The sequence below is a fragment of the Marinifilum sp. JC120 genome (assembly GCA_004923195.1).
Lineage (GTDB): Bacteria > Desulfobacterota > Desulfovibrionia > Desulfovibrionales > Desulfovibrionaceae > Maridesulfovibrio.
On the sequence record RDSB01000018.1, the window covers coordinates 1 to 15,934 of the forward strand.

Genomic DNA, 15,934 nt, shown 5'->3' on the forward strand with positions numbered 1-15,934 from the left:
ATGGCCGCGCAATGGGAATGATCCGTAATGGTCAGGTATTCCTCTTTGCAACCGATCAGTTAGGGAGTGTTTTTACTGTTGCCGATCCATCAGGAAATAGCGTACAGGAAGTCCTATATGATTCTTTCGGCAGAAGGATACAGAACAGCAATCCCGAACATGATCCGCTGCTCGGTTTCTGTGGTGGTCTTTATGACTCCGATACCGGGCTGATCCATTTCGGCTACCGCGAGTATGATCCTGTCATCGGCAGGTTCATTTCTCCTGACCCGATGGGGTATGATGGCGGGGATGTTGATGTGTATGGTTATTGTCTGGATGATCCGATTAACTTTGTGGATAGGAATGGATTATTCAGTAATGGCCTATGCGGAGCATTCGGTTCAGGGAAGACCAACACAAGAGCCCATTCTTCTCTTGGAGCTAATAGGAACACATCCAAAAACACCAACCATAATTCATCAAAAAAAGGTTCAAGCCATTCATACGGACGCAATGGCACCATTGGTGCTTTTGGATCAGGTAATATCCATGGGAGAGCTCATTCTACTCTCGGGTTTAACGGGAACAGAACCATTGGTAAGAACACTGACCAAAACAATAATTCTTCAGCCAAATCAAGTGTACAACAAGCCCGAGAAATGGAAAAAAGGGCTGCGGTAATAGCCCAAAAGGAGTTTCAAGCTGAAAAGGCAAAATTAGCTGAAACAAAGGCGAAAAGGGATCGCACAATTACTGCGGCCAAAGAACGTGAAGATAAAATACGGCAAATGGTTAGTACTGGTGCCATCGAATTAAAAAACAAACCGACCAGCCCTCTGACTGAGACTGTTGATAAGGCACAGCAGAACCAAGCAAGTATGCCCAGTAAGACAGAAGGAGGTGTGGGCACCAGTACGATAACGGGTAAATCAAGCGCACAGCATTCCCCGGAAATGAAAAGCCTCCCTAAAGCAACTGTTGATAAAACACAGCAGAACAAAGGGAACTTTGTTGCCATAGGAAAAACAGCCTTTCGGAGTGGTCGCCTGACCGGGAGGAAAAACAAAGGTTTACTTGAAACAGCAGGTGAATACATATCGGAAGCTTTGGATTTCTCCCACAAGGCATACAGTCCGCTCACTCATCCCAACACCAAAAATCAGGCCTCTGATTTTATCAAAGATAAAATCAATGGGGGACAGCCCGCGCACGAACCTGTCACCAATGCTGTCAGGCATAGCTGGAACGATATGGTAGCAAAAGAGATGTTAAAACAACAAAATAAAAATGCAGCTGCAAGCAACCTTAAACCGAGTTCTGTTTTTGATATTTTCAGCAATGATCCTGAAGTGAGGAGAAACCGAATTAATACAATTAAAGCGGGTGTTCAAGGTGGATTGAAGAATTACGTTGATGTTCAGCTTTCCACTCCTGATACGGTGGTGGCTCCTACTATAGAGGCACTCAAAGCAATAGACAATATTATGAATAAAAATAAGAAAAAATAAAATCATCCCCTGTAGCAATACTTGGATATCGTTGCAGGGGATACTTTGGAGAGCTTATGACTCTAAACAAAATAACACATGATATTAATTCTGTGATTTGTAAAAGTTGGCCTTTTTTGGTTTTTGTGTATGTATATTTTATATGTATATCAATGTCTGTTTTTTTTGTTGGAATCACAGAGTATGCATCTGTTTACACCTCAAGTTTGTTTATTTCCTTTGCTTTGAGCTGTATTGCTTGCAAAGATTTGAATTTAAAAATAATCAGATTTGATTTTCAATTTAGGATGACTTTTGTTTATTTGACTTTATTGATGATAAACAAATTATCATTTATGGCAGCCTCCATCATAGATAGCAATATTATTGAACTTAAAGACGCTATATCCGTTTATATTTTAAGCTTTTTCCCAGACATCCAATATGAATTATCTTATAAAGGCTCTTTGAGTATTATTATGGAGTCTTTGTTTTATGGGTTTTTCTCTCCTGTTATATATTCTTTCGCGTGTTTGAGCTTTTCCCTAAAAAAAATACTCTCGGTCTCTGTTGTGAACTTACTATCAGGAAATCTTTTGCTTGTTGCTAATGGCACTGTATTCGGAATTTTGGGATTATTAGCACAGGTGAAACCAGGACTATATTTTGCCCCATTATTTGCAGTTAACTTTCTTATACTGATTATTTTGTCTTATGTTGTGGGTAAGAATTCATTTATTGAAGATAATTCATAAATAACTAAACAGCCCCCGGACTCCGGTCCGGGGGCTGTTTAATTGTAATTGAATATAAAAAGAGGTTAATCTCGGAGGTCTGTACAACCTTAAACCGAGTTCTGTTTTTGATATTTTCAGCAATGATCCTGAAGTGAGGAAAAACCGAATTAATACCATTCAAGCGGGTGTTCAAGGTGGATTGAAGAATTACGCTGATGTTCAGCTTTCCACTCCTGATACGGTGGTGGCACCGATCACCAAAGCCCTCAAAGGGGTTAATAAATATATGAAAGGTAACAAAAAATAATAAGAATAGCCTCTGTAACGGCACTTAAGTGCCGTTACAGAGGCTATTTGGAGAGCTTATGTTTCTGAAAAAAATCACTTATGACATCAAAGCTGCAACTATTAAAGGAGCTCCTTTTTTGGTGTTTGTGTATATTTTCTTCATATGTCAAATGGTGTATCTAAACATATATGGAGCTACAGACTATGCATCTTTTTATACATCTGATTTATTTATTGCATTTGCTTTGAGTTGTATTGCCTGCAAAGATATGGGGTTGAAAGTAATAAGATTTGATTTTCAATTTAGGATGACCTTTGTTTATTTGACTTTATTGTTTATTAGTTGGATGACAATAATGTCATCATCTTTAATAAATAATCATATTACTGAATTTAAAGAGCTGCTATCAAGTTTTATTTTAAATTTTGTTCCAAGCATACAGTCTGAATTGTCATATGAAGGTGCACTAGAGATTACTGTGGGTTCTTTGCTTTATGGTCTTTTTTCTTCACTAATATATTCTTTTTCAAGTTTATGTTTTTCATTTAAAAAAATATTTTCTATCTCTATCCTTAACTTATTAATAGGTACTATTTTTCTTGTTGTTAATGGTATTGTGTTCGGCATTGCAGGCTTATTAGTACAGTTAAAAACAGACTTGTATTTATATAGTCCTTTTTTTGCAATTCATCATCTCATGCTAATTGTTTTATCTTATGTTGTGGGTAAAAATTCTTTTATTGAAGATAATTCATAAATAACTAAACAGCCCCCGGACCCCAATCCGGGGGCTGTTTCTTATCTCCACATCAAAACTTCAAAGTCAAAACATCCCCCGGCTCAAGCCCTAACATCTCTGATGCTGCGCCGCGATTCAAAGCCAGTTCGTAGTAGCCTTGGCTTCCGGCCAGCAGCCCGGTGGCTCCGGCCTCAAGTTCGGCATAGCAGCAAACCCGCTTTACACAGCTGCCATCATTGCCCGAAAGAAGCTGCTCTTCGGGGATGGTCATACGTTCCGGCAGAGACTGGGTGTCCGGGATATTGAGCACCAGATTGCCGAACCGATCCTTGTGCAGGATGGTGGCTTTAACGCCGTCTTCCAGCCAGAGGGGCTTGTTGATTCCGGTACGCACCATCTCACGCAACGGCAGCTTGGGTCCTAGGGACTCAAGGGAGGTTCCGCCTGCAAGGGACGCAGCAAGGGGCGCGAAAATATCGCGGCCATGAAAGGTGGCGGAACTATGAATCTTGGCTGCGGTCTCGCTTAAATCGGTGACAATCATGGTTCCGGAAAAACGGGTCTCGGCAAGTTCAAGAACCCCGTTATCGGGAGCAAGCACAATCTGCTCTCCGAATTCGGCAGCGATGATCCTGCGCGCACTGCCCACACCGGGATCGATCACGGTAATGAAAACCGCATCCTTTGGAAAATGGGCCATGGCTGCAGCAAGAAAAAATGCCCCCTGCGAAATGCAAAACGGCTCCACCCCGTGGCTGACATCTATGATGCGGGAATCCGGGGCCTGAGCGGTCAGCACTCCCTTCATCTGGCCCACGTAGGGATCATCAAGTCCGAAATCAGTTAAAAGCGCAATGGTTCTGCTCATATCTACCTCGGTACGGAAAACCCTTTTCCGAGAACGCTGAAGGTTGATTCGATTATCACAAAAGCCGCCGGATCAATGGTAAAAACAGTGGACTCAAGACGCTTGATCCTGAAAGAATCCACAACAGTCATGATCACGGTTTTTTCTTTGCCTGTATAGCCACCCTTGGCATTGAGCAAGGTGGTTCCCCTGCCCATCTTAGTCATAATCGCCCCGGACACATCTTCGGGAAAAGTGGTGATGACCAGCACAAGTTTACGCTGGTTAAACAGACGCTGCACCCCGTCAATGGCGGCTGAAGCTACGTATATCATTGCCAGAGAATAAAGAACATCATTGAGATTAAGCCAAAATGTACCGACTCCCAGCACAACGACATTGAATCCCATGGAAAACTGCCCGGGCTTGATACCCAGCTTCTCGCGGGCCAGCACCAGCAAAATCCCGATCCCGCCGCTGCAACCAAGTGAGCGCAGAGAAATCCCGGACCCTATGCCCAGCACAACTCCCCCGGCAAGCACTGCCAACCATTTATCGGCAAATGGAATTGCCCAAGGAACCAGCTCGATGAAAAAGCTGAGCGAGATCAGACCGTAAAAACTATAGAAAAAGAATTTTTTGCTGATGAAAAACCAGCCGATCAGGAATACCGGGATATTAAGCAGGAAAATCCATAGCCCGGAACTGAGCTGCGGAAAAATATAATAGAACAGCAGCCCCAGACCGGAAATCCCGCTAGGCAGAAAAGAGTTCGGAATTATTATTGCTTTTATGGCTATGGCAGCAATGAACCCACCGAGAGTCAGCAGAAAAAGGTTCCACGGGATGGTGTAACTCATTTTCTGAAAACGGTTGATGACTGCATCAAATTCAGTATCCAATTTATATTCTCCTTTGTATGCAGCCATATTTTGCTGTATTAAAAAAAAAGGCAATATAGATTCGTTTTTTCACAAACTCAGTTAAGCTCAACCTTTAAGATTTTTTTAGAGCCAACACAGCACTTGGAAGCCGCACCGAAAGATGATAAGCGAAGCATGCCTACATAACAGATAAACAGCCCACCGGACCCGGCAGGGCTGCCGTCATAATTTATTAAGGAGATTTTTGATCCACCATGAAAGCTAAACAACACCTTGAAAACGTTCTCGGTTCCATTCTCGAAGCCAAGGGCTGGGAATGGCCGGAAAAGACCGTTATCGAGCCTCCCAAAGACAAAAAATTCGGCGACATGTCCGCAAACATCGCCATGATGCTCTCCAAGCAGGCCAGAATGAATCCCCGCGCCATTGCGGAGACTATCCAGTCCGAACTGGACGGAGACAAATACATTGAAAAAGTTGATATCGCTGGACCGGGCTTCCTCAACTTCACTTTTTCCAACTCCTTCTGGCAGGACCTCGTTCCCGAAGTTCTGACTAAAGGAGAAGAGTATGGCCGCAGTGAAATCGGCAAAGGCACCAAGATTCAGGTGGAATACGTTTCCGCCAACCCCACCGGACCGCTGCATATCGGTCACGGTCGCGGTGCCGCTCTTGGTGACTGCCTTGTACGCATCCTCGAATTCACCGGATATGACGTGGAAGCCGAATACTACGTCAACGATGCCGGTCGCCAGATGCTCATCCTCGGCAACTCCATCTGGGTCCGCTTACAGCAGTCTCAGGGCCGCGACATTGTTGACCCCGAAGATTTCTACAAAGGTGAATACATCAAAGACCTCGCAGCCGAAGTACTGGAACGCAATCCCGGTATTCTCGATATGAGCGAAGATGAAGCCATCGCCATCTGCCGCGAATATGGTAAAGATGAAATTCTTGAAGGTATCAAGAAGGACCTCGCTGCCTTTGATGTGCGCCACGACGTATGGTTCTCCGAAAAGAGCCTCGTTTCCGTAGGTAAAGTTGAAGAGACCTTCGCCGACCTAAAAAAACGCGGCATGGCTTACGAAGAAGACGGCGCACTCTGGTTCAAATCCACCGAACTTGGTGATGACAAGGACCGTGTGCTGCGCAAGTCCAACGGAGACCTGACCTATTTCGCTTCCGACATCGCCTATCACGATGACAAATACAAACGTGGCTTCGACATTGTAGTCGACATCTGGGGCGCAGACCACCACGGTTATGTCCCCCGCATGCAGGCCGCTGTGGAAGCTCTCGGCAAAAAAGGACAGCTTGATGTAATCCTCGTACAGCTGGTCAACCTGCTGCGCGGCGGAGAACAGATCGCCATGTCCACCCGTGCCGGTAAATTTGAAACTCTCGAAGACGTGGTTAACGAAGTAGGTCGCGATGCTTCCCGCTTCATGTTCCTCTCCAGAAAGAGCGACAGCCACCTCGACTTCGACCTCGAACTGGTCAAGCAGAAGACCATGGATAACCCGGTCTACTACGTACAGTACGCCCACGCGCGTATCTGCTCCGTAATGCGTAAAGCTGCCGATCAGGGAATCAAAATTCCCGCCATGGACGCGGCTCCCCTTTCCGCTCTGACCAACGCGGAAGAACTGAACCTCATGAAGCTCATGGATCAGTTTGCAGACGTTGCTGAAAATGCAGGCAAAAACATGAGCCCGCACGTAATCAGCTACTACCTGCGCGACCTCGCCAGCGCACTGCACAGATTCTACTCCATGCACCACATCCTTTCCGCTGAGGAAGATGTAATCGCCGCAAGGCTGGTACTGTTGCAGGCAGTTGCAAGAACCCTTGCCAACGGCCTGAGCCTGCTTGGCGTTTCCGCTCCTGAAAGCATGTAACATTATACGGAGTTTCAACCATGGCTGCACCCAGAAAAAAGAAGACCGCTCCCGGTCAGGAAAAGACATTCACCTTTACCTTCACCATGCCCGAAGTCATTGGGCTATGTGCCGGGGCTGTTGCCGCCCTGTGCGCCTTCTTTGTGCTGGGAATTCTGCTGGGCCGAGGGTATCAGCCTGAAAAGGATATGCCCGAAATCGCCATGATGCTGCCCAGCCAAAACAACGCATCCGGGGAAGTAAAAGGCGGAGTGCTCAAACCCGAAGATCTGGACTACATTGACCAGCTCAAGAAAATACCTGAGTCCGCGGTAAAACCGGAAGAGCCAAAGAAAAAAGTAGCTGCCAAGATTGAAAAGAAAGCTGCTCCGGCAAAGAAAACGGAACCAGCAAAAACCGAGAAGCCTGCGGTAAAAGTAGTAAAAAAGACTTCTGAAGTTCAGCAACCGGAACCGGCAGTGGAAATCGATAACCCGGAAGATGTTGACGCGCCCAAATACAACTATGTATATCAGGCCGCATCATTCGGCGATGACGCAAGGGCACAGACTTTTGCCGATAAGCTGGTTTCAAGCGGACTCGATTCCTACGTTGAAGCCGGAAAAGGCGGCAACCGCACATGGTACCGGGTCTTTGTCCGCCACACAGGGACGGCAGACTCTACCACGGGCATGAAAAAAGTGCTCGCCAAGTACGGCATCAAGAAGCCGCTCCTGAAGAGCAAGAAAGCTATCTAATAAAAATCCCGGAAGTTCACGCTTCCGGGATTTCTTTTTTTCAATAAACAACTCGAATCAAAGGGACACCAGATGAATGAAATACTCCTAGCTCTGCTCATAGGTTGCGTTGCCGGAATTATTGATATTGCCCCCATGATTAAACAACGGCTTGGAATATTTGCAATCAGCTCCGCCTTCACACAATGGCTGGTGCTGGGATTATTAATACCAAATGCAAACCTCTTCGGACTATCCGGCTGGGCCAACGGAATGACCATTGCTGTCCTCACAGCCCTTCCTATCATCATTCTTGTTGCGGAAAATGATAAAAAAGCCGTTCCGATCATCCTCTCCATGTCGGCTATTCTCGGTAGCGCAGTAGGTGCGGCCGGGAATTATTTCGGGCTGTAAGAACTGGCTTATTTCATAAACGGCAACGCCCCACACACCGTCACAGAATCTATCAGGCTACCCCCCGAACTCCAGATCAGGGCCGTAGTTGCCATTAACAATACTGCTTTGGATTTATCGCTCAAAATCTGATTCAATCAAATCTACGAATTCTTGAAACGGTAGCCCACGCCGCGCACAGTCTCAATGTAATCCGCATAAGGACCGAGCTTCTGACGCAGCCTGCGGATGTGGGTATCCACGGTTCTGGAATACCCTTCGAAATGTGTATCCCAAACAGTATCAAGCAGGTGATCGCGGGTGCGCACTTTGCCTTCATGCTGCAACAATTCGGAAAAAAGCTTGAACTCAGTAGCGGTCAGGGCCACAAGATCGCCGTCGCATTCCACTGTGTGGGCTTCAAAATCCACGGAAAGACCTTCGCGGTTCCATTTTCCGGGACGGCGCGACTCAGGAACTTCACGACTGCGGCGCAGCACGGCCTTGACTCGCAGGACCAGCTCACGGGGACTGAATGGTTTGACAATGTAATCGTCCACGCCCAGTTCAAGCCCCACAACCCGGTCCACTTCCTCACCCTTGGCGGTAAGCATGACCACCGGGATATGCTGAGTGGCGACCTCCTGCTTCAACCTGCGGCAGACTTCAAGCCCGTCAATGCCGGGCAACATGAGATCCAGCAGGATCAGGTCAGGATTCTCCTTTCCGGCCTGATCCAAAGCTTTATGGCCGTCCATAGCGGTCACAACTTCGTAACCGGAAGAGGTCAGATTGTACTTCAACAACTCAATAGTATCGTTATGGTCTTCAACAACCAGTATTTTCTCAACTGACACAATGTTCTCCTTTTGGACGGACCTTACCTGTAACATTGGTACGAATTAAGGCGGAACCGTTACAACTGTGTTAATTCTCCGGCTCCGATTCGCTTTTATCCTTTGCAGGCTCTTCCTTTTCGTCCGATGAGGAGAAAAAATCATCCTCAACAGTCTGGAAACCGTCAACAGCACCGGTCAAACTATGTACGGTGTAGTTCAAACTTGCCACAGTACGCTTGAATTCTTCGAGATATTCCGTGGTTCCGGCAGCGGTCTCACTAAGATCACCCATGGCATCACTGATCTGCTCAGCACTGTCGGCCTGATCACCCATAGAGCGGGAAACATCCACAAAACGGGGTTTAAGCACCCGGACCTGATCCACAATCTGCCCCAGATCAGCACTCATTTTTTCCACTTCATCCACGCTGGAACGCACTTCATGGTTGAAGGTTTCCATTTCCATGACTCCGGAACTGACTGCGGATTGCATGTCCCTGACCATGAGTTCGATATCTTCTGCGGCAATGACCGTCTGGTCGGCCAGCCTCCGCATCTCGCGGGCAACCACGGAAAAGCCCTGACCGAACTGTCCGGCCTTTTCCGCTTCAATAGCCGCGTTAAGCGAGAGTAGATTGGTCTGATCGGAAATTCTGGCAATCTTAGTTACAATATGGTTGATCCTGCTGGCCTTTTCGTTGATGGCCGCCAGCCGCAATGAAACATTGTCAGTTGAATCAACGAGCCTGATCAAAGATTGTTCACGCCGTTCGATATTGCCTTGCAGGGTCTCGGCCATATGAGCGGACTCGCTGGCACTATCGGCAACATCAGCCATCACTTCCACCAGATTCTTGGAAGTCTTGCTAATCAACCTGCTGGTAGCGGTTACTTCGTTGGTGGAGGCGGCCTGTCTGTTTACTGCGGAATCAATGTGCTCGGCAGTGGACCTGATCTTGTTTCCGGCCACTGAGACATTATCTCCGGAAGACTGCACTTCACCAATCAGCTCTGAAAGACCGGAAATCATAGTTTCAAAGGAAGTCACCAGATTGCCGATTTCGTTTCCGGGCCGGATAATCCTGCCTGCAAGGAATTTTCCTTCTGCCATATTCTTCATCTTACGAATGGAAACATTGGCACTGTTCAAGTCACCGGAGGCAATTTCCTTAGCAATGTTGGTAATCTGAGAAACCGGGCTAAAAATAAGGTTCAGGCCGAAAAGCAGAAAACCGAGGGTCACCACTATAAAAATAAATCCCATGAAGACCACCGCACCAAGAGCCTGATTAGAAGCAGCATTCATAGCCGCCAGCGGAATGGCCGAAATCATAGCGCATTCAATACGCCCCGGCTTGCGGTAGTAACCCGTGTCCTTCTTGACCGGATATCTGCTTTTCATGGACGGAGGCGCGTCCTTGGGATCACCATGGCAGACCATGCAGGAGGGCTTGTTCGCCTCCCCTTCTGCTACGATAAACGACTCAATGCCGTTAATATTGCGAATCTCTCCGATAAAGGGCTTTTGCCCGGCCCGGGCCATGGCGTCGAGTTCCTCAATAATTCGAGCCTCATCATTGGTGGCCAGATTGTCAGAATTGCGCGGCTTTGTGGAAGCAGTTTTAAAGCTCAGCTCATGCCTGAAAAGATCGGGAATACGATCGAACACGCCATTGGCGGTAAAGGAAGTGGACTGCAACTCAGTTACAAACTTATTTTCCGGCAGAATTTCAGTGGCCTTGGGCCGGATCACAGATCCGGTATGCTTGCGCACTGCTTTCATAGTGTGCAGCATGATCTCTGCCTTGGACCGGTACTGATCCATCAGGGTGTCACGTGCATAATCTGAAACCAGCCACATTATGGCCACGGTCAGGGCTATGCAGAAAACCACACACCCGGTTATGAACTGTTTGCGGATACTCATTCTCAGTCCTCTTAAATTCCCGATTAATTGCAAAGCCTGTTTCTAAGCTCCATGCTTAGGCAAAGACAAACTCCACCATGGAAAAATCATCCTCGTAAAGCTCGCCGCCCTGCAACTGACGGGTGTGGTCTATAAGCTGATCAATAGGCTTACCAAGCTCTCCCGCAGTCCCTTTCATGAACCCGGAGAACTCCTCGAACTCCCACATTTTACCGTCGGAAACCTTCTTCAGCTCGTAAACTCCATCACTGTAAAGAAAGAAACGCGATCCCGGTTCAACTATCACGCTGTCACTGGTGTAGGTCATATCTGGCATGCCGCCCACAATCATTCCCGGAGTACGCAACTGCTGCGTTTCCCCGGCCGAAATCAGCAAAGCCGGTGGATGTCCGCCGCTTGAAAAGGTTAAGGTCCGGTCCGATTTACGATATATTCCGTACCACATGGTGAAATAAAGGTTGTTCTGCTGATCCATCTGAAAAGAATCGTTCAGAGATGTCAGCACTTCGTCCGGTTTAAGGAAATCTGTATCCGGCAAGGTCTGGGAGCGGAGCACGTTCATGGCTGAAACAGAAAGCAGTGCCGAGCCGACCCCGTGATCACAAACATCAAGTAGATACATGGCAAAATGCTCATCATCGAGCCAGTGGTAGCCGAAGGAATCCCCGCCCAGTGATGCGGAAGGAATAAAACGCCAGTCCGCCTGAATATTTCCCTCTTTAACCGGGTCCGGCAACAGCGATGTTACGTAATCGGCAGCAACTGCCAGTTCCTTACGCATTTCATCTCTGCTTTCACGCAATTGTTCATAGGCCTCGTTCCTCTGCAACAGGTTGATGTAACCCTTGGAGTGGTAACGGATGCGGGCCAGAAGCTCGATACGATCAGGAAGTTTGACCAGATAATCGTTGGCACCAAGGGCGAAAGCCTCGGCCTTAGTGGCCGGCTCTTCCTTGGTGGAAAGAACGATCAGGGGAATATCCTTTAGCTTGGAATTGACCCGCATGAACTTGACCATGGTCATACCGTCAATCTCAGGCATAACAAGGTCCTGTAAAATAACTGTGGGCTGCAACGCTTCAGCAGTAGGGATGGCCTTGGTCGGGTCGCTCACAAAGTGGAAATCAATGTCTTCCTCGCCTTCAAGCATGCGCCGCACAGCCTCGCCCACCATGGGCTGGTCATCTATCAGCAGAACATTAATCTTATGTTCGGTGAGCAGTTGCTCTTTGACTTCGGTCATCTTCCTAACTCCTGAAACGTTTTTTAAAATGCCTTACCAGCAACGCCGCCATATCTTCAATGGAACAAATCTCACGCGCAGCACCCATTTTCACAGCCGCACCGGGCATGCCCCAGACCACGCTGGACTCCTTGTCCTGGGCCACGGTCATCCAACCTGAATTCCTGAGATCGCACATGCCTATTGCTCCATCAGCTCCCATGCCTGTCAGCAGAACCGCAACGGAGTTGGATGGAAATCCGGCACAACATAAACTGTCAAAAAGAACATCCACAGAGGGCACATATAAATTTTCACCGGGACCGTTGGTCAATTCAACCATGCCCCCCGGCCCCATGCGCATATGTCGGTCACCGGGGGCAATAACAGCCTTGCCGGGCTGCATAACCATACCGCTGCGGGCAAGCTCAACTTTTATCCCGGTCTGTCCGTCCAGCCACTGAGCCAGATTTTCGGAAAAATGTCCGTCCACATGCTGGGCAATGGCAATGGCCGCCGGAAAATCCTCCGGCAAGGCTCCCAGCAGAGTTGCTAGAGCGGAAGGTCCTCCGGTAGAGCTGCCTATTGCCAGCAGAGGGGGAACCATTCTGACCTTTGTTATTGGCTTGGAAACCGCTTTTGCCCTTTTGTTGCCTTGCAGCTTGCCGATTACTGAAATTTTTGAAAGAAGCTCATCTCCGCCTTCTATGCCTCCGTTTTCCTGACGGGGAGTGGTGACCACATCAAGTGCCCCAGCTCCCATAGCCTCAAAAACCTTGGTCGAGTTGCTTTCGATATTGGCAGTAACAACCAGAATAGCACAGGGACACTTCTGCATGATCCCCTGCGTGGCTCCGACTCCATCAAGCACCGGCATAACCAGATCCATAAGCACCAGATCCGGTAAGTCGGCGCAGCACTTCTCTACCGCCTTTTCTCCGTTATGAGCACTCCAGGCAATTTCATGCCCGGCAGCGGTGACCACCTTCTTGAGGACATCAACTGCCAGTGCCTGATCATTTACAATACCTATTCTCATTTCCCAGCCCCGCCTATCAGATCTTCAACTGCCGAAAGCAGGGTCTCATCATGAAAACTGCTCTTGGTTAAATAATAATCAGCACCCGCTTCAAGTCCCCGGAGCTTATCTTCCTTACGGTCCTTATATGAAACCATCATCACCGGGATAGCTTTCAAATCCGGGTTGTCCTTAATCTTACGGGTAAGTTCCAAACCGTTCATACGCGGCATGTCCACATCAGTTACTACAAGATCATAATCACCTGAGATAACCGCATTAAAACCATCTTGACCATCTACTGCCGTATCCACTTCGTAACCATGGTTGGCCAGCAGCTTGCGTTCCACTTCACGCACGGTAAGTGAATCATCCACCACCAGAATCTTCTGCACCGGGCCGCTTTCTACGGATTCCATACCCACCTTGCTCAGTCTGCCGCCGGAAAGGAGGTTATCGATGGAACGCACAAGGTCCTCAGCATCAAGAATCAGCACCGGAGAACCGTCAGGCATCATGGCTACAGAGTTAACGTCCGGGACCTTGCCCAGCCTGTGATCCAGCGGACGGACCACAAGATCCTGCTCGCCTAAGAAATCATCCACCACCAGTCCGTACCTGTTCATACGGTCACTGATGACCACCACCTTCAGACCTTCATCTTCCAGCTGATGGGATGTCACCCCCAGAATCTGGGCTGCGGGCACCAAACCCACATTTGCCCCGTCCAGCGAAACATACTGACGATCCTCAGCCAGCTTGAGCTGCTCCGGAAAAACCGAGGCAATGCGGCTGATGCGACTCAAAGGAATGGCGTAAGGCTGGTCCGCAATCTTCACCAGCAGAGTACGGATTACCGAAAGAGTCAAAGGCAGCTGCATGGAAAAAGACATGCCCTCTCCGGGCTGTGAATCCGCGCGGACAGTGCCGCCCACTTCCTGAACCATGGCATGGACAACATCCAGCCCGACCCCGCGCCCGGAAATTTCAGTGACTTTTCCGGCAGTGGAAAAACCGGGCAGAAAAAGAAATTCCATAAGCTCGGCCCGGCTCATTTCCGCAGCCATGCGTGCCGGGGCAAGCTTGCGCTCCACAACCTTGGCCCTGATCCGTTCCGGGTCCAAGCCCTGACCGTCATCACGCACTTCAATAAAGAGCATTCCGGCCCGGTGTCCGGCCATAACCCGAATGGTTCCGGTGGAAACCTTTCCCGCTGCAATACGATCATCAGGCATTTCTATACCGTGGTCTACAGCGTTCCTGATTAAATGATTCAGTGGAGCTTCCAGCTTTTCCAAAATATCGCGGTCCACGGAAGTTGTTTCACCTTCTATGACGAAATCAACTTCCTTGGCCAATGAACGGGCCAAATCACGTACCAGACGGGGAAAACCGCGCCCGCCGTCAGAAAAAGGACGCATGCGGCTGGCGATAACCTCGTGGTAAAGTCTACCGGAAACATTGTCATTCCGTCTGCGAAACAGATCAAATTCATTAATGTGCCGACCAAGCATTGACTGACATTCCATCAAAGACGTCTTGAGATTATCCACCACATCTTCGGCTGTCTCACCATGACGGACCCGCTCGCAAGATTCTTCCAGAATTTTACCAAGGTCCCGATGTCCGCCTTTAAGCCTCAGCAAAGAAGAAGCGAATTCACCCAGCCTGCCAGACTCCACAAGGCTTTCCCCGGCAAGAGCCATGAGCCTGTTCAAATTTCCGGCCGAAACACGGACCACGGAATCTTCCGGTGCGCGCATTCCCTGCACAGGTGCGGAATTTTCCTTGGCTGCTGTTTTTTTATTGACTGGGACTTCCTGTACAGAATCACCCGTTGCGGAATCTGTTTCAGTCGCCGGGGGTACCGAAGATGCTGCCGGAGGCTGTTCTACCTGCTCCACAAGAGAAGCCGGCATTCCTGACGGGCAAACCTTGGAACAAACTTTGGCTGCTGCTTCCTCATCCCCGCGCAATGCCTTTTCCATCTGATCCATGAACGGTCTGCTTTCGCTCAAAAATCCCTGAATGGCATCTGTTTCAAGCTGGGAAACATCGCGATAAATATCTGTTGCCGCCAGAAGCAGATCAATCTGACCGGCATCAAGGACAGTTTCGCCCTTCTGACAGGCCACCAGCAGATCTTCCATGGAATGGGCAAGGGCCACGGCATCGGTCAGCCCTACAATACGGGCTGCGCCTTTCATGGAATGGGCCGCGCGCATGAGCGGTTCCACCTTATCCGGGGCCTGATCCTTTTCCAGCTCCAGCAACCCGACATTCAGGGCATGGGAATGACTCTCTGCCTCCATACGGAAAAGATCGAGCATGGAAAGATCAGCAAGAGGAATCTCCTCTTTGGACGGGGCAGCTTCCTGCACCGGATCAGCGGGTAAAATTTCTTTTTCAGGCGAGCTTTGCGGTTCAACAGGCTGGCCTTCTTCCTGCGGCTGCGAAGACGGTTCGGAGTCAGAAGTTTGAACAAGCTCCGAATCTTGAGCCGCAGAACCTTCTGTGAATTCCGCAGATGCAATGCGTTCAAGCAAAGAAGTCAGTTCACCTTTTCTTTCTGCCAGCCAGCCGTCCATTTCCTCAGCTTCCACTTCGGCAAGGGAATGCAGAAAACGCGCGCCATCAAGCAATCCATCAATAGCTTGCTGAGCCGGAAAATCTTCTGATCCGGAACATCTGTCCAGCACACTTTCCATGGCCTGCGAGAGTTCCACCGCCTCAGCCAGACCCACAATACGAGCCGAGCCTTTCAAGGCATGGGCCGCATGAATGAGAGGCTGTACCTTTTCCGGGGAAACGTCAGCAGCCAGACCGGGCACTCCTTCTTCCAGCACCTGTGTATGGTTACCCGCCTCCATGCGAAAGAGTTCCAGCATGGAAAGATCCGCCATATCTCGCGTCACTCTATCTTCTCCCTGTCTGGCTATTGCTCATAATTTCCGCC

At 48.7% G+C, this 15,934-nt stretch carries 13 protein-coding genes; 6 read left to right on the top strand and 7 right to left on the bottom strand.

What is annotated here, in order from left to right; all coding sequences use genetic code 11:
• From D0S45_15890 to D0S45_15900, 3 genes are all read left to right on the top strand, one after another.
• The coding region (locus D0S45_15890) for a hypothetical protein (protein ID TIH13004.1) at nt 1-1,490 on the top strand (1,490 nt) is incomplete at its 5' end.
• 56 nt (nt 1,491-1,546) lie between these two features.
• Nucleotides 1,547-2,224: a hypothetical protein gene (locus tag D0S45_15895; GenBank protein TIH13005.1), complete on the top strand. Its 678-nt coding sequence runs from the start codon at nt 1,547-1,549 to the stop codon at nt 2,222-2,224.
• 347 nt (nt 2,225-2,571) lie between these two features.
• The gene (locus D0S45_15900) at nt 2,572-3,252 is read left to right on the top strand and encodes a hypothetical protein (protein ID TIH13006.1); all 681 of its coding nucleotides are present in this window, start codon (nt 2,572-2,574) and stop codon (nt 3,250-3,252) included.
• A 52-nt stretch (nt 3,253-3,304) separates the two neighbouring features.
• Here D0S45_15900 and D0S45_15905 read toward each other — a convergent pair whose 3' ends face one another.
• Together D0S45_15905 and D0S45_15910 are read right to left on the bottom strand one after the other, a co-directional pair.
• Nucleotides 3,305-4,102: a hypothetical protein gene (locus D0S45_15905; GenBank protein TIH13007.1), complete on the bottom strand. Its 798-nt coding sequence runs from the start codon at nt 4,100-4,102 to the stop codon at nt 3,305-3,307.
• Nucleotides 4,103-4,104: 2 nt separating this feature from the next.
• Nucleotides 4,105-5,010 carry a YitT family protein gene (locus D0S45_15910; protein ID TIH13008.1) on the bottom strand — a complete coding sequence of 302 codons (906 nt, stop codon included), beginning with the start codon at nt 5,008-5,010 and terminating at the stop codon, nt 4,105-4,107.
• A 209-nt stretch (nt 5,011-5,219) separates the two neighbouring features.
• Between D0S45_15910 and D0S45_15915 the strand changes: the two genes are divergently transcribed.
• From D0S45_15915 to D0S45_15925, 3 genes are all read left to right on the top strand, one after another.
• Nucleotides 5,220-6,863 carry an arginine--tRNA ligase gene (locus D0S45_15915; protein ID TIH13009.1) on the top strand — a complete coding sequence of 548 codons (1,644 nt, stop codon included), beginning with the start codon at nt 5,220-5,222 and terminating at the stop codon, nt 6,861-6,863.
• A gap of 20 nt (nt 6,864-6,883) precedes the next feature.
• Complete coding sequence (locus tag D0S45_15920; GenBank protein TIH13010.1) at nt 6,884-7,600, top strand: SPOR domain-containing protein; 717 nt, start codon at nt 6,884-6,886, stop codon at nt 7,598-7,600.
• A gap of 72 nt (nt 7,601-7,672) precedes the next feature.
• Nucleotides 7,673-7,993 carry a hypothetical protein gene (locus D0S45_15925; GenBank protein TIH13011.1) on the top strand — a complete coding sequence of 107 codons (321 nt, stop codon included), beginning with the start codon at nt 7,673-7,675 and terminating at the stop codon, nt 7,991-7,993.
• Nucleotides 7,994-8,136: 143 nt separating this feature from the next.
• On the opposite strand, the gene D0S45_15930 is transcribed toward D0S45_15925, so the two are convergent.
• The 5 genes from D0S45_15930 to D0S45_15950 form a co-directional block, all read right to left on the bottom strand.
• Nucleotides 8,137-8,829, bottom strand: a complete 693-nt coding sequence (locus D0S45_15930; protein TIH13012.1) for a response regulator — start codon at nt 8,827-8,829, stop codon at nt 8,137-8,139.
• Nucleotides 8,830-8,899: 70 nt separating this feature from the next.
• A complete protein-coding gene (locus D0S45_15935; protein TIH13013.1) occupies nt 8,900-10,738 on the bottom strand; it encodes a methyl-accepting chemotaxis protein in 1,839 nt (612 codons plus the stop codon).
• Between the two features lie 55 nt (nt 10,739-10,793).
• Nucleotides 10,794-11,981 (bottom strand): response regulator, encoded by a 1,188-nt coding sequence (locus D0S45_15940; protein ID TIH13014.1) that lies wholly within the window; start codon nt 11,979-11,981, stop codon nt 10,794-10,796.
• A gap of 4 nt (nt 11,982-11,985) precedes the next feature.
• Entirely contained in the window at nt 11,986-12,999 is a 1,014-nt protein-coding gene (locus D0S45_15945; GenBank protein TIH13015.1) for a chemotaxis response regulator protein-glutamate methylesterase, read from the bottom strand.
• The gene (locus tag D0S45_15950) at nt 12,996-15,893 is read right to left on the bottom strand and encodes a response regulator (protein ID TIH13016.1); all 2,898 of its coding nucleotides are present in this window, start codon (nt 15,891-15,893) and stop codon (nt 12,996-12,998) included. The genes D0S45_15945 and D0S45_15950 overlap by 4 nt, the downstream gene beginning before the upstream one ends.
• Nucleotides 15,894-15,934: the final 41 nt, after the last annotated feature.